Annotated in this window: 21 protein-coding genes and 1 tRNA gene; 17 read left to right on the top strand and 5 right to left on the bottom strand. The window is 47.0% G+C overall.

Translation table 11 applies throughout. From position 1 onward, the window contains the following. The first annotated feature begins 36 nt into the window (after nt 1–36). The 3 genes from FGS84_RS12190 to radA all read left to right on the top strand — a co-directional run bounded on the left by FGS84_RS12190 (nt 37) and on the right by radA (nt 4642). Nucleotides 37–2628: an ATP-dependent Clp protease ATP-binding subunit gene (locus FGS84_RS12190; RefSeq protein WP_138308597.1), complete on the top strand. Its 2592-nt coding sequence runs from the start codon at nt 37–39 to the stop codon at nt 2626–2628. 118 nt (nt 2629–2746) lie between these two features. Then, nucleotides 2747–3163 carry an endosialidase gene (locus FGS84_RS12185; RefSeq protein WP_138308594.1) on the top strand — a complete coding sequence of 139 codons (417 nt, stop codon included), beginning with the start codon at nt 2747–2749 and terminating at the stop codon, nt 3161–3163. Nucleotides 3164–3253: 90 nt separating this feature from the next. Beyond that, on the top strand, nt 3254–4642 hold the full coding sequence (gene radA, locus FGS84_RS12180; protein WP_138308591.1) for a DNA repair protein RadA: 1389 nt from the start codon (nt 3254–3256) through the stop codon (nt 4640–4642). A gap of 8 nt (nt 4643–4650) precedes the next feature. On the opposite strand, the gene FGS84_RS12175 is transcribed toward radA, so the two are convergent. Further along, the gene (locus FGS84_RS12175) at nt 4651–5967 is read right to left on the bottom strand and encodes an amino acid permease (RefSeq protein WP_138308589.1); all 1317 of its coding nucleotides are present in this window, start codon (nt 5965–5967) and stop codon (nt 4651–4653) included. Nucleotides 5968–5972: 5 nt separating this feature from the next. Continuing rightward, nucleotides 5973–7160 (bottom strand): mandelate racemase/muconate lactonizing enzyme family protein, encoded by a 1188-nt coding sequence (locus FGS84_RS12170; protein WP_138308586.1) that lies wholly within the window; start codon nt 7158–7160, stop codon nt 5973–5975. Nucleotides 7161–7488: 328 nt separating this feature from the next. On the opposite strand from FGS84_RS12170, the gene FGS84_RS12165 reads away from it, so the two are divergent. The 3 genes from FGS84_RS12165 (at nt 7489) to FGS84_RS12155 (ending at nt 10342) form a co-directional block, all read left to right on the top strand. Further along, nucleotides 7489–8379, top strand: coding sequence for a LysR family transcriptional regulator (locus FGS84_RS12165; RefSeq protein ID WP_138308583.1), 891 nt, complete (start codon nt 7489–7491; stop codon nt 8377–8379). Between the two features lie 93 nt (nt 8380–8472). Continuing rightward, the gene (locus FGS84_RS12160) at nt 8473–9210 is read left to right on the top strand and encodes a hypothetical protein (protein WP_207671119.1); all 738 of its coding nucleotides are present in this window, start codon (nt 8473–8475) and stop codon (nt 9208–9210) included. A gap of 130 nt (nt 9211–9340) precedes the next feature. Next, nucleotides 9341–10342, top strand: a complete 1002-nt coding sequence (locus tag FGS84_RS12155) for an N-acetylmuramoyl-L-alanine amidase family protein (protein ID WP_138308579.1) — start codon at nt 9341–9343, stop codon at nt 10340–10342. 169 nt (nt 10343–10511) lie between these two features. Here FGS84_RS12155 and FGS84_RS12150 read toward each other — a convergent pair. Then, nucleotides 10512–10582, bottom strand: a tRNA-Trp gene (locus tag FGS84_RS12150). Between the two features lie 199 nt (nt 10583–10781). Between FGS84_RS12150 and FGS84_RS12145 the strand changes: the two genes are divergently transcribed. The 10 genes from FGS84_RS12145 to FGS84_RS12100 all read left to right on the top strand — a co-directional run bounded on the left by FGS84_RS12145 (nt 10782) and on the right by FGS84_RS12100 (nt 19187). After that, on the top strand, nt 10782–12395 hold the full coding sequence (locus FGS84_RS12145; RefSeq protein WP_138308577.1) for a sensor domain-containing diguanylate cyclase: 1614 nt from the start codon (nt 10782–10784) through the stop codon (nt 12393–12395). A gap of 164 nt (nt 12396–12559) precedes the next feature. Continuing rightward, nucleotides 12560–13015: a hypothetical protein gene (locus FGS84_RS12140; protein WP_138308575.1), complete on the top strand. Its 456-nt coding sequence runs from the start codon at nt 12560–12562 to the stop codon at nt 13013–13015. A gap of 128 nt (nt 13016–13143) precedes the next feature. Next, a complete protein-coding gene (locus FGS84_RS12135; RefSeq protein WP_138308573.1) occupies nt 13144–13494 on the top strand; it encodes a hypothetical protein in 351 nt (116 codons plus the stop codon). A gap of 366 nt (nt 13495–13860) precedes the next feature. Next, nucleotides 13861–14277, top strand: a complete 417-nt coding sequence (locus FGS84_RS12130; RefSeq protein ID WP_138308571.1) for a hypothetical protein — start codon at nt 13861–13863, stop codon at nt 14275–14277. Between the two features lie 58 nt (nt 14278–14335). Then, the gene (locus FGS84_RS12125) at nt 14336–14578 is read left to right on the top strand and encodes a hypothetical protein (RefSeq protein WP_138308569.1); all 243 of its coding nucleotides are present in this window, start codon (nt 14336–14338) and stop codon (nt 14576–14578) included. Nucleotides 14579–14664: 86 nt separating this feature from the next. After that, a complete protein-coding gene (locus FGS84_RS12120) occupies nt 14665–15477 on the top strand; it encodes an aspartate dehydrogenase (protein ID WP_138308566.1) in 813 nt (270 codons plus the stop codon). A gap of 239 nt (nt 15478–15716) precedes the next feature. Further along, the gene (locus FGS84_RS12115) at nt 15717–16094 is read left to right on the top strand and encodes a Rid family detoxifying hydrolase (RefSeq protein WP_138308564.1); all 378 of its coding nucleotides are present in this window, start codon (nt 15717–15719) and stop codon (nt 16092–16094) included. A 23-nt stretch (nt 16095–16117) separates the two neighbouring features. Next, a complete protein-coding gene (locus tag FGS84_RS12110) occupies nt 16118–16771 on the top strand; it encodes a PAS domain-containing protein (RefSeq protein ID WP_138308562.1) in 654 nt (217 codons plus the stop codon). 16 nt (nt 16772–16787) lie between these two features. After that, nucleotides 16788–17957 carry an aminotransferase class V-fold PLP-dependent enzyme gene (locus FGS84_RS12105; protein ID WP_138308561.1) on the top strand — a complete coding sequence of 390 codons (1170 nt, stop codon included), beginning with the start codon at nt 16788–16790 and terminating at the stop codon, nt 17955–17957. Nucleotides 17958–17969: 12 nt separating this feature from the next. After that, a complete protein-coding gene (locus FGS84_RS12100; protein WP_138308559.1) occupies nt 17970–19187 on the top strand; it encodes a dicarboxylate/amino acid:cation symporter in 1218 nt (405 codons plus the stop codon). A 27-nt stretch (nt 19188–19214) separates the two neighbouring features. Here the strand turns inward: FGS84_RS12100 and FGS84_RS12095 are convergent, their stop codons facing one another. Then, nucleotides 19215–19433: a DUF6774 domain-containing protein gene (locus tag FGS84_RS12095; RefSeq protein WP_138308557.1), complete on the bottom strand. Its 219-nt coding sequence runs from the start codon at nt 19431–19433 to the stop codon at nt 19215–19217. Between the two features lie 6 nt (nt 19434–19439). Next, nucleotides 19440–19898, bottom strand: coding sequence for a DUF4163 domain-containing protein (locus FGS84_RS12090; protein ID WP_207739908.1), 459 nt, complete (start codon nt 19896–19898; stop codon nt 19440–19442). A gap of 276 nt (nt 19899–20174) precedes the next feature. Here FGS84_RS12090 and FGS84_RS12085 point away from each other — a divergent pair, with 276 nt between their 5' ends. Continuing rightward, nucleotides 20175–20621 (top strand): hypothetical protein, encoded by a 447-nt coding sequence (locus tag FGS84_RS12085; protein WP_138308553.1) that lies wholly within the window; start codon nt 20175–20177, stop codon nt 20619–20621. The last annotated feature ends 125 nt before the right edge of the window (nt 20622–20746 follow it).

Below are 20746 nucleotides of genomic sequence, written 5' to 3'. Positions count from 1 at the left end.
CCGGATTTAACACACTTGCAAGGAGGACATGACATTATGATGGAACGATATACACCACAGGCCCAGGAAGCGCTTGGGCTGGCAGTGGGCGTGGCGGAGACTCTGAACCATGGATACGTGGGCACGGAGCATCTGCTCATCGGCCTGCTGCAGGAAGGGACCGGAGTGGCGGCCAAGGTACTGGAGGAAAACGGGGTGGAGGAGGACCGCGTCATTGAACTGGTCAGCCAGCTCATTGCACCCAATCCAACGGTACAGACCGCAGACAGGACAGCATATACCCCCAGGGCCCGCAGGGTCATAGAGAACAGCTACAGGGAGGCGGTACGTTTTAAGGCTGCCCAGATAGGAACAGAGCACATCCTGATTGCCATGCTGAGGGAAGGGGATTGTGTGGCCAGCCGTCTTCTCAACACCATTGGAGTCAATATACAGAAGCTATACATCGACCTACTGGCAGCCATGGGTGAGGACGCCCCTGCTGCAAAGGATGACCTGCAGGGAGCCAGGGCAGGGAAACGGGGCAATGCAACACCTACCCTGGACAGCTACAGCAGGAACCTGACCCAGCTGGCATCCGCGGGGAAACTGGACCCTGTCATAGGAAGGGAGCAGGAGATTCAGCGTGTGATACAGATTCTGAGCCGGCGCACCAAGAATAACCCATGTCTGATTGGTGAACCCGGCGTGGGCAAAACAGCGGTGGTAGAGGGGCTGGCCCAGATGATTGCATCCGGCAATGTGCCTGAAACCATTGCGGATAAAAGAGTGGTGACCCTGGATTTGTCCGGCATGGTGGCAGGCTCCAAATACAGGGGTGAGTTTGAGGAGCGCATCAAGAAGGTGATTGCCGAGGTGGTGGAATCCGGCGATGTGCTGCTGTTTATTGACGAGATACACACCATCATCGGTGCAGGCGGTGCGGAGGGCGCCCTGGATGCGTCCAATATATTAAAGCCATCCCTGGCCAGAGGTGAGATACAGCTGATTGGAGCCACCACCATCAATGAATACCGCAAATATATTGAAAAGGATTCTGCCCTGGAACGCCGTTTCCAGCCGGTGACCGTGGATGAACCCACAGAGGAAGAGTCCGTGGCCATCCTTAAGGGGCTGAGGAGCCGCTATGAGGAGCATCACAAGGTGGAAATTACGGACGGCGCCCTGGAGGCGGCAGTAAAGCTGTCCAGCCGTTATATCAACGACAGGTTCCTGCCGGATAAGGCCATTGACCTTATCGACGAGGCCGCTTCCAAGGTACGCCTTCAAAACTACACAAAGCCGGCCAGAATTAAGGAATACGAGGCTGAGATTGACGGCCTGGAGGAAGCCAAGGAGGAGGCCATCAAGAAGGAGGCCTACGAGAAGGCGGGAGAGATAAAGAAGAAGCAGGAGAAAATACGGGAGAAGATAACCCAGACCATGGAAAAATGGCAGAAGGACAAGGAAACCAGAAAGCTGGTTGTCAGTGACAACGAGATTGCGGACGTGGTATCCGGCTGGACCAGAATCCCGGTCAGGAAGCTGGCTGAGGAGGAATCAGAGCGTCTTAGGAACCTGGAAGGCATCCTGCACCAGAGGGTGGTGGGCCAGGAGGAGGCGGTTACCGCCATTTCCAAGGCCATCCGCAGAGGCAGGGTGGGCCTTAAGGACCCCAAGCGCCCCATCGGCTCCTTCCTGTTCCTGGGACCCACGGGCGTGGGAAAGACAGAGCTGTCCAAGGCATTGTCAGAGGCCATGTTCGGTACGGAGAACGCCCTGATTCGCGTGGATATGTCCGAATACATGGAAAAGCACAGCGTGTCCAAAATGATAGGGTCGCCGCCAGGATATGTGGGATATGATGAGGGAGGGCAGCTCAGTGAAAAGGTCCGCCGCAATCCCTACTGCGTCATCCTGTTCGATGAGATAGAAAAGGCGCATCCGGATGTGTTCAACATCCTGCTGCAGGTACTGGACGACGGTCATATCACAGATGCCCAGGGGCGCAAGATTGACTTTAAGAATACCATCATCATCATGACCTCCAATGCAGGGGCGGAGAACATCATTTCCCCCAAGCGTCTGGGATTCGGCATGGTGAGCGATGCCAAGGCGGATTATACCTTTATGAAGGACCGTGTCATGGATGAGGTGAAACGGCTCTTCAAGCCGGAGTTTTTAAACCGTATTGACGAAATCATCGTGTTCCACCAGCTTACAAGGGAACATATCAAGGGAATCGCAGACATTATGCTGGGCACCATCGGCAAGCGCTGCAAGGAACAGCTGGGCATTGGACTGGAGGTTGCGGACAGCGCCAGGGAGCACCTGATTGATAAGGGATATGATGAGAAATACGGGGCAAGACCTCTGAGACGGACCATACAGAACCTGGTGGAGGACCGGATGGCGGAGGAGATGCTGGATGGCCGCATCAAAGCCGGCTCCCAGGTGGAAGTGGGATTTGACGGGGAAAAGCTTACCTTCACCGTGAAGGAAAAGGCAGCCAGGACCAGGGCAAAGGCGGCCTTAAAGCCCGCGGCAGCTAAGGACGGCTCTGAGGATAAAAGCAAGGCCGTCAGGGGCAAGGGCGGCGCCGGCCGCGCTTCCGGCAGGAAGAAGGATACTGCGGCGCCCAAGGCTTAAGGGCTTCTCCGGCAGTTTATACAAATTAAGAATATTTTCACTAGTTATTTCTCGGTAATTGTTGTATAATTTTTATGAAGAGGTTATACTTAAGCACAATTAGCAGGAGGATAAGAAGATGCCGGTCATTGAAGAGTTAATCTGCACAGAGCAGGATGGCACCATTAGTTTTGGCAATTACAAGTTAGGACAGAAGGCTAAGAAGTCCGATTTCGAATATCAGGGAGACATGTACAAGGTCAAGACCTACAACGAGATTACCAAACTGGAGCGCAATGACATGTTTGTTTATGAATCTGTACCCGGAACAGCTGCAGAGCATTTTAAGGTTACGGATGAGGACGTGGAATTCGCGGTGGAAGGCAGCAGGGATGCACAGATTACCATACAGCTTGAGAACGATACGGATTACGAGGTTTACGTTGACGGTGTGGCCGTGGGCAGCATGAAGACCAACATGAGCGGCAAGCTCAGCGTGAGCGTGGAACTGGAAGAAGGGGTATCGGTTCAGGTTAAGGCTGTAAAGAGAGCATAAAACAAAAGTATCATACAGGCTGGAAGCGATTCCAGCCTTTTTCTGTCAGTTTTTTCCGATGTTTAACTACATGAATACTAGGAGGCTATCATGGCAAAAGCAAGAACCACTGCATTTTTCTGTAAAGAATGCGGATATGAATCATCCAAATGGATGGGGCAGTGTCCTGCCTGCAAGGCATGGAATTCCATGGTGGAGGAACCGGTTTCAAAGTCTGCGGGCAGCCAGGGCGGGTTAGGCCGCCTGGCCTCAGGAAGCCAGAAATCCGCGATTCCCGCAGCCAGGCCGTCCCTGCTGTCGGAGATTGACATAGAGGAACAGGACCGTGTATCCACCGGCTTTGGGGAACTGGACCGGGTGCTGGGGGACGGAATCGTGGCAGGTTCCCTGGTGTTGGTGGGCGGAGACCCCGGCATCGGAAAATCCACCCTTCTGCTCCAGGTGTGCAGGCATCTGGCAGGAGCAGGACAGCGGGTCCTGTACATCTCAGGGGAGGAATCCCTGAAACAGATTAAGATGAGGGCCAACCGCATCGGTCCCGTGACCGGGGAACTGAAATTCCTGTGCGAGACAAGCCTGGAGCATATTGAGAGGGCGATTGAGACTGAGAGTCCCCGGATTGTGGTCATTGATTCCATCCAGACCATGTACAGGGAGGAGATATCCTCGGCTCCCGGAAGCGTCAGCCAGGTAAGGGAGTCCACGGGAATCCTGATGCAGATTGCAAAGAGCCGCCAAATCGCCATTTTTGTGGTGGGACATGTGACCAAGGAGGGCGTGGTGGCAGGCCCAAGGGTATTGGAGCATATGGTGGATACGGTGCTCTATTTTGAGGGAGACAGGAATGCGTCCTACCGGATTCTGCGGAGTGTGAAGAACCGGTTCGGCTCTACCAATGAGATAGGTGTGTTTGAGATGCAGGAGCAGGGGCTGGCGGAGGTGGAGAATCCGTCCGAATACATGCTGGACGGCCGTCCTGAGGAAGCCTCGGGCGCAGTGGTATCCTGTTCCTTTGAGGGCACCAGGCCCATCCTTTTAGAGGTACAGGCCCTGGTGACGGAAACTAATTTCGGTATGCCCAGGCGCACGGCGGCCGGTACGGATTACAACCGTGTGAACCTGCTGATGGCAGTGCTGGAGAAGCGCTGCCGCTACGAGATGTCGCGGCTGGATGCCTATGTGAACATTGCAGGCGGCATGAAGATGAACGAGCCGGCCCTGGACCTGGCCATTATCATGGCCCTTATGTCCAGCTACAAGGACCGGCCCGTGGATTCAAAGATGCTTATATTCGGCGAGGTGGGCCTGTCCGGCGAGGTCAGGGCCGTGTCCCAGGCCGGGCAGCGTGTAAATGAGGCTGCCAAGCTGGGCTTTACCACCTGTGTGCTGCCAAAGGTATGCGCGGATAAAATCAAGCCCGCGGAGGGCATACGTCTGATTGGTGTGTCCAATGTGCGGGAGGCCATTGGAATCATGTAAATGAGTCTTTAAGCCTTCTTTTTATCCAAGGCCCGGAATATGAAATAAGCCGGAACAGAGGTTGCCATCAGCCCGATGCTCTTAACCATCTGAAGCCCGGAGCATGTCATACAGATAATAAATGTAATCACAATGGCAAGGATGGTAGTAACAGGATATCCCGGCATTTTAAGAGGGCGGGACATGTCCGGCTTTTTCTTTCTCAAAACCAGAAGCGACAAACAGACAATGCATTCCAGAATCCTGCCTGCAAATACATTAATGCCCAACAGGGTGCCGAATGAACCGGTCCAGACAAATACCAGCGCAATCAGACAGATAAACAGGGTAGGAATGTAGGGTGTATTATATTTGTCATGGAGTTTGCCAAATGATTTAAACATCAGCCCATTCTGGCTCATGGAATACGATACCCGCGGATAGCTCATAATACCGCCGTTCAGCGCCCCAAAAATCGAAACACTGGCGCCAATGGCAACAATAATGGTTCCCACTGGTCCGAAGATTGCGGTGCCGGCATCTATAACCGGCGTCTCGCTTCCGGCCAGCTCTGCAAAACCAACGGTTCCCACGCAGACAACGGAAATCAGGATATTGATGGCAATTACAATTACCATGCCGATAATCATTGCTTTGGGAAGTGTCTTTTTGGGGTCTTTAATGTCCCCGCTCATATATGCCAGCTGATAATAACCGCCAAAGGCCAGGAAGGCCGGAAAGGCAGCGCTCAGAACCCCATTCCATTCCGCTGTCTGGGAGCTTGTTGTCACAGAGGTGAAATTTTCTGGTGATATAATGAAAAAACCTCCTATGATTACAAGAAGCAGGGCCAGAAGCTTTCCAACCGTAAAAATATTTGCAATGGCTGAACCCAATTTTGTCCCGCGTATATTGAGTATCATAAGTGCAATAATAACAGCTGACGCAACCATTTTAATGCCCACGGGCGTGATTCCGGGTATTAATTTTGCAAGGTTGCTTGCAAAGCCAGTGGCCAGCATGGCAACCAGAGGAATATAATTTCCGATGGTCATGGACCACCCGTAAACAAAGCCAAACCCCTTTCCAAAGGCCTCTGTTATATAAACATAGGGTCCTCCTGCCTTCGGCATGGCAGGGGACAATTCCGCATATACCAGGGAGCAGAGAATACCGCTGGCGCCTGCCAGTATCCATGCAATCATAAATGGTCCGAATGATTTTGCAGATGCAGCCACGGTTCCCGGTGTCATGAAGATACCTGAACCAATTACAGCACCCACTAAGATAGCAACTGCACCAAACAAACCGATTTGTCTTTTAAGTCCGTTTTCACTTTCACCCATGTTCTTTATTCCCCTTTCACTGTCTCCTTTTGTAATGCATGGTCCATGGCCCACCCTGATAATTCCTGGCCGATTCCGGGCAGTTCAGGCACATGGCAGAAACCCCGGTCATCCGGCTGGTAATCGTAAATACCCAAGCGTATATTGTTTTCACTTCTGTTTGTGACATGATGTTCATGTATGACAAAATTGGAAAGCGATGTCTCCACATGCAGAGACGCTGCAATTGCAATTGGACTTCCGCATACATGAATCTGTATACCGGCATCAACGGCATCTGCCATGGCTGCTATTTTCATTGCCTCCGTTATACCGCCGCATGTCCCCAAATCAGGCTGGTATATCTGAAATATATCTTTTTTTATCAGATTGGCATAATGAAACTTTCCATAGACCCGCTCGCCTCCTGCCTGCAATACAGCAGAGCGGCTGCGGACTGTCTCAAGCACCTGCAGATTCATGGGGGTGCAGGTCTCTTCCATAAACATGATGCCGTAGGGCTTAATGATTTCGCTCATTTCAACAGCCGACACCCCATCGGTCCTGGCATGGTTTTCGACAATGATATCCACATAATCCCCTACTGCATCCCGGACCGCTTTCACGCGTTCCTCTATTAATGCCCTTGTCCTGGGCATAATGGGTCCCTTTAAAAATCCAAGGCGGCCTCCCTTTTCGTCATATGTAATAAAATTAATTTTAATGGCGTCAAAGCCTTCATCAACCGCTTTCAGGGAATGTTCGACTAAGTCCTCTGTTTTATAACCCCGGTCAAACACCATTCCTTTCCCCCAGCCAAACTGCAGCTGGCTGGCATATGAGCGTAATTTCTCACGGCATTTGCCGCCCAGCAGCTTGTAGAGCGGAAGATCCACTGCCTTTGCTTTAATATCCCAGCATGCCATATCAATGGCGCTTATGGCAGAAAACATAATGGTGCCGCCGCCCTGTGCCCAAAAGGTCTGTGTATACATCTTATTCCAGACAGCCTCCGTGGCCATGGGGTCCATTCCTATGACCAGCGGAGCAACCTCTTTCATCATATTGTATGAGGCTGAGGCCCCGGTATCAAAACCAACAGAAGCCTCGCCGTAACCGGACACCCCCTGGTCCGTATTCACACGGCAGACAATGGGCCTCCACCCGGGTGAACCGCCGTCCAAAAGAAATACATCCACACTCACTATTTTCATACGCAGCATAACCTCCTGTAATTCTGTTTTATTGGAATACATAAAAAGGCATCTCCAAATAAAACGGATGTAATTTTGTCTTTTATTTTTATATAAATCAGGCCTGATTTACATACATTATAATACAGGATGCAGGTTTTATTTATTCCAAAGCGGAATACATACCATTCATTTTTCACATGATTTTTATTTGCTTTTTATATGCTTTTCCGATAGCCAGCACACATGGTTTTTGATAGAATGGATTTATTGTACAGCACCCATTACTGCGGTTAAATACGGGAAACCGCAGCCGAATATCACGGTGCAGGGAGGGGGAGCGGCAGTCATGAACAACATTAGTCTGCAGCAGATACTGTATTTTAAAATCGCCATGAAATGTTCCAGTTTTTCCCAGGCGGCAAAGCTGGCTTACACAACCCAGTCAACCATCAGCAAAAATATAGCGGCCTTAGAGAAAATCATAGGGGAACCACTATTTTCGCGGCAAAAGAAGGGGATTATGCCAACCCAGAGAGCCATCTTACTTAACCTGGAGCTGACAGAACTGTACGACAAGATAGAGCTGCTGCTGAATGATTCCCGCCGGTCCAAGCAGGAGCGGGTCAGCATCGGATTTTGCCAGAGCATTGATTTTTCTTCGTCTATACCTGAATTCTTCCGCTTATTCAGAAGGGAGAATTACATCCCCACCGCGGTCATGAAATTACAATGCTGTGAAAACGCAGAGGTTGTGAACGGAGTCCTGGACGGCTCCATTGACCTTGGATTCATTTTATCCGATACCAATATATCGAATCCCAATATTAAGCTTCACACAATCGCTTCAACGGAACCGCAGATTTTCTTCTCGGTCAGCAGTCCGCTAAATAAGAGCGGCCTGACAATAGAGGATTTTGCAAATTATCCAATCGTCACCACAAAATACCTGATTGAAAAAAATGACTACAGAATGATTAATCTGCTGCCATTTACCCCAAAGGGCATTGAAATCGTAAAATCCTATGATGACATACCGATTTATCTGGCCACAGGACTCTATATAACATTACTTCGTCCATATGTTAATCTGGCAAATAATAAAAATATTATGAGCTATAAGCTGCCGGACAGTTATCATTACAAGCAGGGAATTACCATGATATGGTTCAGCAATAATAAAAATAAATACCTGAAACGAATACTGTCAGTCCTATATAAGACAGGCGGGCAGAATTAAATTATAATCTATGCCAGAGGCTGTTAAGGCGGGAAGCCCGATAAAAAAGGTTACAATATAAAAACGGGAGCATTTTATAAATATATGTTTATTGTGAATGATTGTAAACAATGGTATACTTTATTTATCAAACGCACAGGGGGAAGAAAAATGAGAAAAATATTTTGTGTATTTATGACTGTATTTGCCATTACATACGGAAGTGCCGTCACATCCTTTGCCGGACAATGGATACAAGAAACTTCCGGATGGTGGTACCAAAACGATGATGGTTCTTTTCCTTCAAATGGCTGGCAATGGATTGATGGCAACGGGGATGGGGTATCCGAGTCATATTATTTTGATGAAAGGGGATATCTTTGTACGGATACCATAACACCTGACGGTTATACTGTAAATCAGGATGGCGCATGGGTTATAGACGGGAACGTGCAAACACAGGGAAATAAAAGAAATGAGTCAATCAAAACGGATGAAAATACATATATCGGCCGGTGGAATAGAGAGTATTACGGCAATTCCGCGGGTGGTGTTTGGTCTAGCCCGGAACGCGAAGTAGTTATTTCTAAAAAAGGAAACGGTAATTTGAAAATTGAATGGTGGATGATTGAAAAAAATCAAAGGTTTTTGCAATATGAATTCGACCTGTATCCGGCTGAAGACGGAACGTATTATATAAAACCGATTTCAGGCAAAGACCTGCAAATTGCCTACGATGGAAATATTTTGGAGGCCACATATTATTACGCGGCCGGGGATGAAATGATTTCATATACAGAAGGCGGAATTGTATCAGGATTTATGTATGAGTATTATACAAGGATTCAATAGGATTGAGACACATGTATTATCAATTTTTTTGTAATAATCTTGTAATAAATATTAAATAGTATAATATAAACTGTCATATTATAATTAAATCAACAAGTCGATGGAAGATAGTTCAATAAGGGGGAGAATAATGCAAAAACAAAAGATTATTTGTTTCATTGTGGCTGCGGCTATGACAGTTGGGATGGGGATGACAGCTTATGCGGCTGATACAAAAATTGATAGGGTAAAACTAACCTTTTCATATGGAGAAGCCCCAAAAAGCGGTGAAGATATAGGTGATATATCCGTACACGCAGAGGGCAATGAATATTATGTGGAATCTGCAGAATATACGAATTCCGAAGACCAGGATACCTGGACGGTTGGCGATGTGCCGGAAGTAAAGATTGAATTGTATGCCAAATCAGGCTACCGGTTTTCCTATACATCTAAGAGCCATTTTTCGTTGAGCGGATGTAATGCGGAGTTTAAAAAGGCCAAGATTTATGATAACGGAGATTATATAGAAGTCTATGCAGAACTAAAGAGAATCGGCGGCAAGCTAGAGGGAGCCTCAAATGTTACATGGGAAGATACTACTGCGGTATGGGATGAAATAGAAGGGGCCAAAAGTTATGATGTAAAGTTACTGCGTGATGAGAAAACCGTGACAACGGTCAGTACAACCGGAACTTCCTATAATTTTGCTGGATATATTAACAAAGAAGGGGATTATACGTTCCGTGTCCGTGCAATTGCGAACTATAATAATAAAACAGGAGAATGGTCCAACGATTCTGATTCACTCTATATAGACGAGGACGAAATCGGCAACTACGGCGGAAGCGGAAGATGGATTCAGGATGGAACCGGTTGGTGGTATTCTTACGATATTGGCGGATATCCATCATCCTGCTGGAAACAAATTAATGGCATATGGTACCATTTTAATAGTTCAGGGTATATGCAGACAGGGTGGCTCAAGCTCGACGGCGTATGGTATTACCTGAATGGCAGCGGGGCCATGCTGACCGGCTGGCAGGCCATCAATGGAAAATGGTATTATTTAGGGACAGACGGCGCAATGTATGCCGATACATGGACACCGGACGGCCGGTATGTTGATGGGTCTGGTGCCTGGGTACAATAAAGCGATAAGATACGGTAAGGGTGGTAGAGTCCTGTGCTCGGCCACCCGTTTTTTCAAATTGGGATTGGTATAAAGGGCGGCAAAAACACAAAAAGAAAAAGCCCAGAAATCTTATAAAATAAGAATTTCTCGACTCTCTTCGGGTTGGGCTATTCGTTAAAATAGTCAGCAGGGGAAGAGGGGCTCGAACCCCCATCTACGGTTTTGGAGACCGCTGCTCTACCATTGAACTATTCCCCTTTGATTTGGAACATTTCCGAACCTCAATTAGGATACCACAGGTTTAAGAAAGTGTCAACTGTTTTTTCAAAAAAAGTGTTTTTCCTGATATTTGTAAAAATATGCAAACCTTTGATTCGCCAATATACACGGTCACATTTTTGTGCTAATATAGTGTTAAGGGCAGAAAATTGTCATTTTACATTAGGGGGACAGGTTGATGAAGGGGACAGGAACGGGGATTAAAAGGTGGAATAAAGCATTCAGGTATGCTGCGGTTTTTTTGATTATCAATTTTGCAGCCCTCCTGCTGCTGGCCAGAAAGGAGACTCTTCATATCAGTGAATGCTTTGCCTCCCACGGGCAGGAGACCATGGAACGGCTGGACCAGGTCATGGACCGCTATCTTCATTCTTTTCAGCTGTTCACCCATATGCTGTCTCAGGAAATCCAGGACCATCCTGAGCCGGATGATATATGGGACTACCTGAAAGACATTGATTCCAAAATGCTGGAGATTGAGGGCGCTACCTTTGACGGCCTTTATATGTATTATCAGGGCCGTTACCTGTACAGCTGGGACACGCCCTATTCCAGTTATGAGGACACCGGCTATGTGGCCACAGAACGTCCATGGTATAAGGACGCGGCGGCGGGCAGGGGAGAAATCGTCTTCACGCCGCCTTATATGAGTTATGCCAACCATTATATTCTCTCCACGATTTCCCAGCTTCAGCCGGACGGGGAAACCGTGTTTGCCTATGACATCAAAATGGGGGATATCCAGAGCCTGGTAACCTCCATGACATCCTATGACGGCGAGCAGATGATGATTTTTGACAGCAACGGCACCATCATCGGAAGCGCTGACCCGGATTATCTGGGAGGAAGCCTTTATGTTTCCCTGGAAGAGGCCGGCGCCCTTTTGGAAGAGGCCCGGGCCGCCCTTCAGGATGCGGGACCTGTGACGGATACAGAGCGTGAGAAGCTGGAAGAACAGGTACAGTCAGCGTCTGCTTTTCTTTCCTTCCGCCGGCAATTGGGCGCCGGCCTTTACCGGCTGCTGCAGCAGGAACAAACCGTGCTCACAGTCCACATGGGGAATAAGGCCTGCTACGGCTATCTGCAGCCTGGCGGTGAATATAACTGTCTTGTGCTGGTACCGGTTCTCTCCATGCTGAAAGCCACGGTTCAGGTATGGCTTCTGCCGTTACTGGTACTGGAGCTGCTCCTTATCTATGTTCTGAGCCGTATTTCCAGGGAACTTAAGAACCGTGAACTGAAAGCAGCCTATGTTGAACTGGGACAGACCCAGAAACGTCTGGAGCTGGCCCTGGCTGCTGCCCAGAAGGCTGCTGCCATTGATGACCTGACCGGTATGATGAATTTCAAATCCTTCCGTCAGAATGTTGCAGACTATCTGGATATCATGGATTCGGATGAACGAGGGATTCTTATCATGCTGGACGGGGACCATTTTAAGTCAATCAATGATAATTACGGACATGTGATAGGAGATGAGGTTATCAAACTCTGCGCGCAGATGATTGTCGGACGTATCCGGACCGTTGACCTGGCCTCACGGCTTCACGGGGATGAATTTGCCATATTTGTCACCAGGACAGATGACTATTCAGTTGCCCGCAGAATCATAGATGACATTAACCACACCATTGCCACAGAAGCCAAACGCCGGAACATGCCCCCCATCACTTTATCAGCCGGAGCTGTTATCGCTAAAAACGGAGATAATTACGCCGCTCTTGTCAAATGTGCCGATGAGGCCCTGTACGAGGCAAAGGAGAGCCATAACGGCGGATTTGCATATGCCTGATTGGAGGAAACCAGTATAATATAGTGGCAATTAAAGGGAAGATAAATGGAGTATTTACTAAGAATGGGTTTGCACATCAGATGGAAGGAATTTAACCTGGGGGACTGATTCTATCGGATGCATTTATGGATGCCGGACACCAGCTGACGGAAAGAGAGGAGACTATGGGTCATATAAAAGAGTACAGGGGAGAGAAGGTTGCTGCCGTTCTTACAGCGCGTTTGGTTCCGCCCAGCGCGCAGTATCCGGACTGTTTCTGTAAACTTATATTGACGGTGCGCTATCTATACATACTGGAGGATAATTTTGACGGTACATATAATGTACACTTCACCTTTTTCATCAAGCGGATTCGGAACATGGAGGCCCAGGTAAAAGGATTAAGGTACAAGCGGTCGGCGTTGGGCGAAATGTTTCTTTGGGGGATTTTGTCGCTCTTCGGAGGGATTATTTACGCATCCGGCAAAAAGAAAGAAGACGATGGTGTCCGATTCGTGATTACATATGATGACGGCATGGGAAACTTAAATCAATTGTATTTTAAGGACCTGCAATCGAATTCAAATTCCATGGTAAAGGCCTATGGTGAGTTAAAGAAAAAGCAGGATGGGATTTGCTGAACAAAAGGAAAGACTATGTCTGCTGTTTTTTCATGCGTTTCCCGGAAAGCGGCTGGTATAAAATAATGATTGATTGTTTACAGTCCATGTATCCGCTGATATAATTATTATGGGGTGAGGTGGCGGATATGGATGGTCATATATGGTTTGTAGGATGGTATGATGGAGGAGACTATCATGAGATAAAAATCACTCAAAAGGAAGTGGACAGTTACGGCACGGCCGGGAGTGGTTTGAATTCCATTTTATATTATGTTGGTGGGAAGTATGGCGATGAAGCTCTCTATAATATGATATATCTGCAGTCCATTGAGCCGTTTGGAACCAATGGCATTTTTCAGATGTGCGTGACGGACCCCATTAAAGTCCATCCTGAATTTCAAAATGGAGGGGTATATCTGGTTGATTGTAACAGAACATTGATTTGCAGTAACAGGGATGAATTGTTTATAAAAATGTTGAAGGAGAAGGGGGAATGATGAGCCCTTCTTTCTCCTTGTGCCGGCGCGCTGTAAGGACAGCCATTTGATTAAGGAGATGTTATGAGAAAGGGATTCTGGAAGCGATTGTCATATGAAGATAAATTTGACAGAAAATATGCCTGCTGGGCTGTCAATCATAACGGATGGAGGAAGTGCAAGCGCTGGAACCGGAGAACTGCCAGGCGCGCTTTAAAACGGCTGAATGACGAAAACAATCCAGTTTAATGAAGAATCCAGACACAGGAATGCATTATCACCAGGAATAATAGGTACCTGCGGAAACGATTGAGGAATATAATCAGCATATAACCGGAGGCATACAGGTGATTCGGACATTTATGCAATAAGATAGGAGGATGACCGATGGAGGACTGCGGCAAACCGGCAGCAGACTATAAAAAGTTTTGTGATACAGCGGTTAAATATGGCGCAGCCTTTCACAAAGCATTTGATTTTTCAGCAGACAGTATTGCGGCATTAGAGGAGATATTGCAGTATTACCATGAAGAGTACAGGGAAAACAGGGCATCGGACAGTCAGCTGTGGAATCTGTCCGTGATTTTCGGGGTCTATCTCGGACAGACGCTTTTAGATACATATTTGACCCTTAGGGGGTATTTCTGGGCGGCAGGAGAAGACAGCATACCAGTTCTTAAGAAGGATGGCAAAAACCAGATGTCCCCCATTACAAAGGTTTACAAACGTCTGCTGAACGGACCGGAAGACAGTGTGAAATCATTTTATGATGTGGCTCTCTATATTGCAGATGGTAAATTGTGATTAAAAAGAAACAGGGAGCAGAACCGGCTGTCTGGCAGGAATCCGAAAGGAGGAAGCTATGCTGGAAAAATTAAAAAAGAAGTTGTTTTCAGAAGACGGGATGAAAATAGTCAATATCCTGTTCATTCTATTGTACCTAATCCGAAATCCCTTGTTTACCATCTGTGCCTATACTGCATGGTTTGTCTTTTTGGTATATTCTGTCAGGAATACGAAGAGTAAGGGGATGAAGATTTTTTATTCCGTATTGAGTGTGTTCGCAGTGATATCCGTACTGCTTAATGTGTATTGTATGATTTAGCAGATTTAGACAAAGCAACTTTTCTTTTCCGAATATTTGCGGTATGATTAAAGAAATATTCTTAGAAGGGGAGGAAAAACGTTGCTATGGGTTCCGATAAAAAAAGTGTGGTAATAATAGGCTGCGGTGTATTGGGGTCAATTATCGCAGATGGTATAAAGGATAAACTGGGGAAATTCTATGAGATAGCTGCGGTCTTTGACGGGCAGCAGTCCCGGGCGGAGAAGCTGGCAGAACGGCTGGGGGTTGGTGTGGCGCTGTCTCCTGAAGAAATCATTGCATATAAACCAGCCTATGTGGTTGAGGCGGCGTCAAAAGAAGTGGTGGAAAGCATGGCCTGTGATATTCTTAAAGCAGGCATTGATATGATTATTCTTTCTGTGGGAGCGCTGGCCGACAGTGGCCTGATGGAAAATATAAAGCAGGCAGGTTCTGAATCCGGGGCAAAGCTCCATGTTGCAAGCGGAGCTATAGGCGGTTTTGACCTTATGAGGGCCGTACGTTTCGGGGGATTGGATGAAGCTGAAATACAAACCACAAAGAATCCCCATTCTCTCAATGGCGCTCCCTATCTTGGGGGAACGGATTTGCCGGAACATCAGGAGCAATTGGTCTTTAAGGGCAGTTCAAGGGAGGCCATTGAAGGATTCCCTAAGAATGTAAATGTTGCGGTTTCAATGGCAGTAGCGACCCTTGGAGTGGATGAGACTAAAGTCAAAATCAACAGCTGTCCGGGGCTTAAAACCAATATCCATGATATCAGACTGAAAGGGGATTTTGGGGAGATTGAGATTAAGGTGGCTGTAAAACCAAGCGAGGGGAATGCCAAATCCTCAACTCTGGCTGCCTGGAGTGTGTTGGCTTTGCTGGAGAAGATGTCGCAGACAATTATGCTTTAAGAGTGATGCTGTAAGTATAAGGTGATGCTGTGATGCGCAGGGAAATGAATAAATAATAACCATATTTATGGCAGAGGATTGCTGGTCCTCTGCCAGATTTTTTGTGATTAAACATTTATTTTAAAGAAACATAAAATATTTGTTGAACACTTAAAATAATATTGTAATTATCTGAAAGTTAGTGTATAATAGGAACAGAAACAAAACGTACAATGTTTTCATGTAAAAGGGGGTTTACCATGGAACAGAAAACGCAACTGCAGACAAAGAAGGCGCCGCCGCCGGCCGGACCGTATTCCCAGGGCATTGAAACCGGACAATTTGTCTTTGTATCAGGGCAAAGGCCGGTTGACCCAATTACCGGGGAAATGAAAGATGGGATTAAGGCCCAGACAGAACAGGTCATCAGGAACATAGAAAGTGTTCTCAGGGAAGCAGGGTGCACCTTGGCCGACATAGTCAGGTCAACCGTATATTTATCAGACATATCCTATTTTAATGATATGAATGAGGTGTATGGGGCCATGATACCGGAACCGTTTCCGGCCAGAAGCACATTTGGTGTCCAGCTCAGAGGCATATTGGTGGAGATTGATGTGATTGCAATAAAAAGATAGAAAATTGAAAGCAGGATGAAATTTTGAAGGAAATCAGTGAATTATTACCGGCACTGGATGTTTTAATCCAGGGATTAGGAAAGCATTTTGGGGAATCAGTGGAGTTCGTTGTGCATGATTATAAAAAAGATTTTTCCCACACCATTGTGGCCATTTCCAATGGCAATGTTACAAAAAGAGAGGTGGGCGACAGCGGGACCTCCATTGGATTAAAAATCATGCATGGGGAGGAGGCGGATGACGGCAAGTTTGGGTATATTTCCCAGACAAAGGACGGGCGGTATCTAAAATCCAGCACCATCTATGTGAAAGACGAGCAGGGCAAAATATTAGGTTCGCTCTGCGTCAACTGCGACATAACAGACGCCATGATAGCCAGAAAATTTCTTAATAATTATGTAGGCTCCGGAGAGGATGAAAAGGTGGAGACTACTGTTTACAATAATGTGGATGATTTGCTGGTATCGTTGATAAATGAATCCATTCATTATGTAGGAACACCGGTTGCAGTGATGAACCGGGAGCAGAAGATTGAGGGCATCCGGTATTTAAATAACAAGGGGGCATTTAAAATAAAAAATGCCAGCACCATTGTATCCAAATACTATGATGTATCAAGGTATACAATTTACAACTATATCAATGACGGGCAAAACCAGAATGATACCAGCGAATGATGGAGGAGGAAGGCAGATGCTGAACAGGGAGCTGATAGAGAGCGAGTTTTCTTTTCTGGGTGAGGATATTTTTTTGAATGTTTCTTCGGTTGTGATGCCGCCCTTAAGGGTTCAGAAAGCGTATGAATCTTTTATGCAGGATTATATAGCCAATTATGGGGATGACATTGTACCGAAAGCATGGGATATGGTGGCGGACACGCGCGAAAAGGCGGCGCAGTTAATTCACGCGGCAGACCCTCTGGAGATTGCTTTTGTTAAGAACACCTGTGAGGGCGTATCCATACTGGCAGATGGCTACCCCTTTAAGGAAGGGGACAATGTAGTAGTTGCGGACCAGGAACATCAGGCCAATCTGTTCCCGTGGATAAACCTGCACCAGCGTAAGAAGGTGGACCTGCACGTGGTGAAGAGCAGGAACGGCGAAATCAATGCAGACGATATGATTGCAGCAATTGATGAAAATACAAAGGTACTGACGGTATCCGCGGTACAGTTCAGCACAGGCTTTTTTGCCGATTTACACAAGCTGGGCGCGGCCTGCAGGGAGAAGAACGTGATTTTCATGGTGGACGGCATTCAGGCATTGGGGAGACTGGATATAGATGTTCAGGCCATGAACATTGACTGGATGGTGGCGGGCACCAACAAAGGTCTTCTGGGAACACTGGGCGCAGGAATCGTGTATTGCACCCACCGGATTGTGAAGGATATCATTCCTCCCTATGCATCATACCAAAGCGTTGTAAGCCATGTGGCACCGCCTGCCATAACAACCAATTTTGACTTTCTGGAATGGCACCCCAACGCCAGACGTTTTGAATCCGGGAACCTGAGTTACAACTGTATTAATGCAATTAACAAGGGGATTGAACTGATACTGGAGCTGGGAATAGGGAACATTGACGAATATGTCAGACAGCTGGAGGCGTATTTGCGGAGGCAGCTGGAAGATTTGGACCTTCACGTTGTCCAGGCAGCAGACAAGAAGAATTGGGGAGGGGTGGTATGCGTCTACTATCCGTCCCACGCAGATGAGGAAGTGATTGCCATATTAAAGAGGCATAAGATTCACTGCACCATGAGAGGGGGATACATTCGGTTAGGAATAGACTTTTACAACACACAGGAACAGATGGATAAAGTATCAGCAGCGTTGCATGAGGTTAACAGAATCAACAGATAGGAGGGTATCTGTATGAGTATGATGGAGAGGTATAGGAAGATTCCGTTATTGACAAAACTGTTAGTTGCTATGGTGATAGGAATTATACTGGGGGCTGTTTTTGGAGAGCGCATTAATGTCATTAAACCCTTTGGCACTGTATTCTTAAATCTTTTAAAGATGGCGGCCCTGCCCCTGATTGTAGTGAACCTTATTTCTGGTATTTCATCCCTGGACGACCCGAAGATTTTCGGCAGGGTAGGGATTAAAATAATGATTTATTACTGCGTTACCACGGTTATTGCCATTGTTTTAGGGTTGATGCTGGGAACCGTTCTCCAGCCGGGCAGGGGATTTGTGCTGCAGGGAACATATGACCAGGCTATTGAAACCATACCGTCCTTTGGCGATACCATAATAGGCCTGATTCCATCTAATATTTTTGCGTCCCTTACCAATGGCAAGTTTGACCAGATTGTTGTGTTCAGTGCCTTTGTAGGAGTGGCCATGCTGTTTGTGAAAAAAGAGGACAGGGCGGTTCTCAAGAGCGGTGTGGACAGCCTTGCCAATCTGTTTAATAAACTGGTTGGGATGATTATGGGTTATGCTCCCATCGGTATCTGTGCTTTGATGGCCTGTACCGTTGGTACCTATGGGGCACAGCTGGGCGGATTTCTTGCAAAATATCTGGGAGCATCCTATGTATGTGTGCTGATTCAAATCATAGTATATGGCGTCCTGCTTACTATTTTTGGAAAATGCAACCCGCTTTGGTTTCTCAAGAAGGCGTCTCCTTTAATGGTGACAGCTCTTGGAACCAGTTCCAGCCTTGCGTGTGTGCCGGTTGGAATTGAATGTGCGGACAATATGAATATACCTAAATCCATATCCGGTTTTACCATCCCTCTTGGTTCCCAGGTAAATAAGGATGGAAACGGCATGATGCTGGCAATTACATTCCTGTTTGCAGCGCAGGCCATTGGCGCGCCTGTGACCATGGACATGCTGATTAAGGCAATACTGATATCCCTCATCCTCACCACCGGAGCCGGCGGAGTGCCGGGTGGCGGAATTGTGACAATAGCAATTGTTATAGATGCATTTGGCCTTCCTCTTGAGGTGGTAGGCATCATTTCCGGCATATTTGCTTTGATTGATATGGTGTATACCATGATGAACTGTCTGGGTGATTTGGTAGGAACCTATATTGTGGCCCACCTGGAACGTAAAAGTATAAAAGCGGACATATAATTCAGGAAAAGGACGGGAGAGCAAGGCTCATCCGTCCTTTTTTTGACGATGGGCATCGGTTGATGATGACTGATTGTCTGTGTCCTTTGGAGGACAGCACAGTGCCTGATGTGCGGCAATGGTTGCCAGGGTGTCGCCCAATTGCATAAAAATGGAGCTGATAAGGGCGATTTCTTCCGGGCTCTTTCCTTCTGCGATGCAGCAGGCCAGGGTGGATACGGAAAGAGCGAATTCGCAGGATTGCAAGACAGGTTACCTCCTTGTAGTTATTTTTAACCGTTCTGTGATTTGCCTCTCTATTGTGTCCTGAAGCAGGTCCTGAGTGCCGGGAGCAGGAGGGAAGATATCATCCGGCTGCAGTTGCCTGCCGGTATTAAAATCCCATGTGTCCGATGTCCGGTTAAGCTCCTGGTGGGCTCCGCCCATGTAAGTGCTGGTATCCATATAAAGACTGGTAATACAACCGGAATTATAGGTTATCTGATAATGCGTATCCAGGGTATAAGGGTTAAACGGAGGACGGTTGACAGGGATATACCCGGCGCTTTCAACTGCCTGAGGATAGAGGACGGTACGGCAATACTGTTCCATATTTCCTGCAAGATGCCTGTAATAAGCGTTTATTGTTTGGGCGGCAGCCAAATCACAGGTGGTTGAGAAGGATGGAAACCTGATGTGATAAGTAAATACCGGTATGTCCCCGTAAAGCATAGTATCATGTAAAGTCAGTTCGGTGATTGTCTGCACATTGTTACCCGGATAAAGTGGTTATAACAGTATATTCATAAGGTGTTCCAACATGACAGCGCAAAACAGAAAGCAGGTTTAGGACAGAGAGGATTGTATTGCATAAAACAGGGACCATATGGGCAATGAAATCTATAGTGGCATTGCAGGCTGAATTTTGGTATAATATAGAAAGTTTTTGCAAACAGTTTATTATATACAAGACAATATGAGTTTGGAGACACAATGGAGGTAGAGCGATTGTCTACATGTTATTATCTATTCAACCGGAAAAAAAGGGAAGAAATCCAGGCATTTAACAGGTTCTGGGAAGAAACATTCATCCCCGGATTAAAACAGCAGATAGAGAATTACTGCAGTGAAGTCAATGGAACCTATGTCAACGCGGAGTTTGGAAATGAAATAGTAAGAGAGAGTATATCCGGGATTTCAGGCGCGCCGGGTAAATCCGAGAGCTATGAAACGGTAATCGGCGTGTCCCACTGGAATGGCAAGCGGAACCTGTTCCAGTGGGAGGGGTCCTATGTCGAAGAACACATTATCCGGGATGAGGCCAGTCTGGTGGATTTTTTCAACAGTAAGATGAATCAGCAGCAATACAGCATCGTGGATGAATTCGATAAGGAGTATACACTGGATGCGTTCCTGAATGCCATAAAATACGGAGGGGATGAATCGCCGTCCTGATGATATATAATGAATCAGGATGAAAATAAGGCGGCACCGTTACTGTTCAGAGGTATCATAAATCAGTATCGGCAAAGTGACGAAATTTAAAATTTAAGAAATAGCGTATTTTGTGGCTATGTCTA

It is taken from the genome of Clostridium sp. 1001271st1 H5, from assembly GCF_005845215.1.
In the GTDB taxonomy this organism is placed as follows: domain Bacteria; phylum Bacillota; class Clostridia; order Lachnospirales; family Lachnospiraceae; genus Enterocloster.
Note: the sequence above shows the minus strand (reverse complement) of the source record. Positions and strands in the feature narration are given on the sequence as shown.

Bases quoted from the DNA above. Each gene is read 5' to 3' on its own strand.
- FGS84_RS12145 (WP_138308577.1), top strand. From the start codon at position 10,782: ATGAAGGGGACAGGAACGGGGATTAAAAGGTGGAATAAAGCATTCAGG.
- FGS84_RS12090 (WP_207739908.1), bottom strand. From the start codon at position 19,898: ATGCTTTACGGGGACATACCGGTATTTACTTATCACATCAGGTTTCCA.
- FGS84_RS12135 (WP_138308573.1), top strand. From the start codon at position 13,144: ATGGATGGTCATATATGGTTTGTAGGATGGTATGATGGAGGAGACTAT.
- FGS84_RS12175 (WP_138308589.1), bottom strand. From the start codon at position 5,967: ATGGGTGAAAGTGAAAACGGACTTAAAAGACAAATCGGTTTGTTTGGT.
- radA (WP_138308591.1), top strand. From the start codon at position 3,254: ATGGCAAAAGCAAGAACCACTGCATTTTTCTGTAAAGAATGCGGATAT.
- FGS84_RS12140 (WP_138308575.1), top strand. From the start codon at position 12,560: ATGGGTCATATAAAAGAGTACAGGGGAGAGAAGGTTGCTGCCGTTCTT.
- FGS84_RS12120 (WP_138308566.1), top strand. From the start codon at position 14,665: ATGGGTTCCGATAAAAAAAGTGTGGTAATAATAGGCTGCGGTGTATTG.
- FGS84_RS12165 (WP_138308583.1), top strand. From the start codon at position 7,489: ATGAACAACATTAGTCTGCAGCAGATACTGTATTTTAAAATCGCCATG.
- FGS84_RS12190 (WP_138308597.1), top strand. From the start codon at position 37: ATGATGGAACGATATACACCACAGGCCCAGGAAGCGCTTGGGCTGGCA.
- FGS84_RS12185 (WP_138308594.1), top strand. From the start codon at position 2,747: ATGCCGGTCATTGAAGAGTTAATCTGCACAGAGCAGGATGGCACCATT.
- FGS84_RS12100 (WP_138308559.1), top strand. From the start codon at position 17,970: ATGAGTATGATGGAGAGGTATAGGAAGATTCCGTTATTGACAAAACTG.
- FGS84_RS12155 (WP_138308579.1), top strand. From the start codon at position 9,341: ATGCAAAAACAAAAGATTATTTGTTTCATTGTGGCTGCGGCTATGACA.
- FGS84_RS12130 (WP_138308571.1), top strand. From the start codon at position 13,861: ATGGAGGACTGCGGCAAACCGGCAGCAGACTATAAAAAGTTTTGTGAT.
- FGS84_RS12170 (WP_138308586.1), bottom strand. From the start codon at position 7,160: ATGAAAATAGTGAGTGTGGATGTATTTCTTTTGGACGGCGGTTCACCC.
- FGS84_RS12115 (WP_138308564.1), top strand. From the start codon at position 15,717: ATGGAACAGAAAACGCAACTGCAGACAAAGAAGGCGCCGCCGCCGGCC.
- FGS84_RS12105 (WP_138308561.1), top strand. From the start codon at position 16,788: ATGCTGAACAGGGAGCTGATAGAGAGCGAGTTTTCTTTTCTGGGTGAG.
- FGS84_RS12125 (WP_138308569.1), top strand. From the start codon at position 14,336: ATGCTGGAAAAATTAAAAAAGAAGTTGTTTTCAGAAGACGGGATGAAA.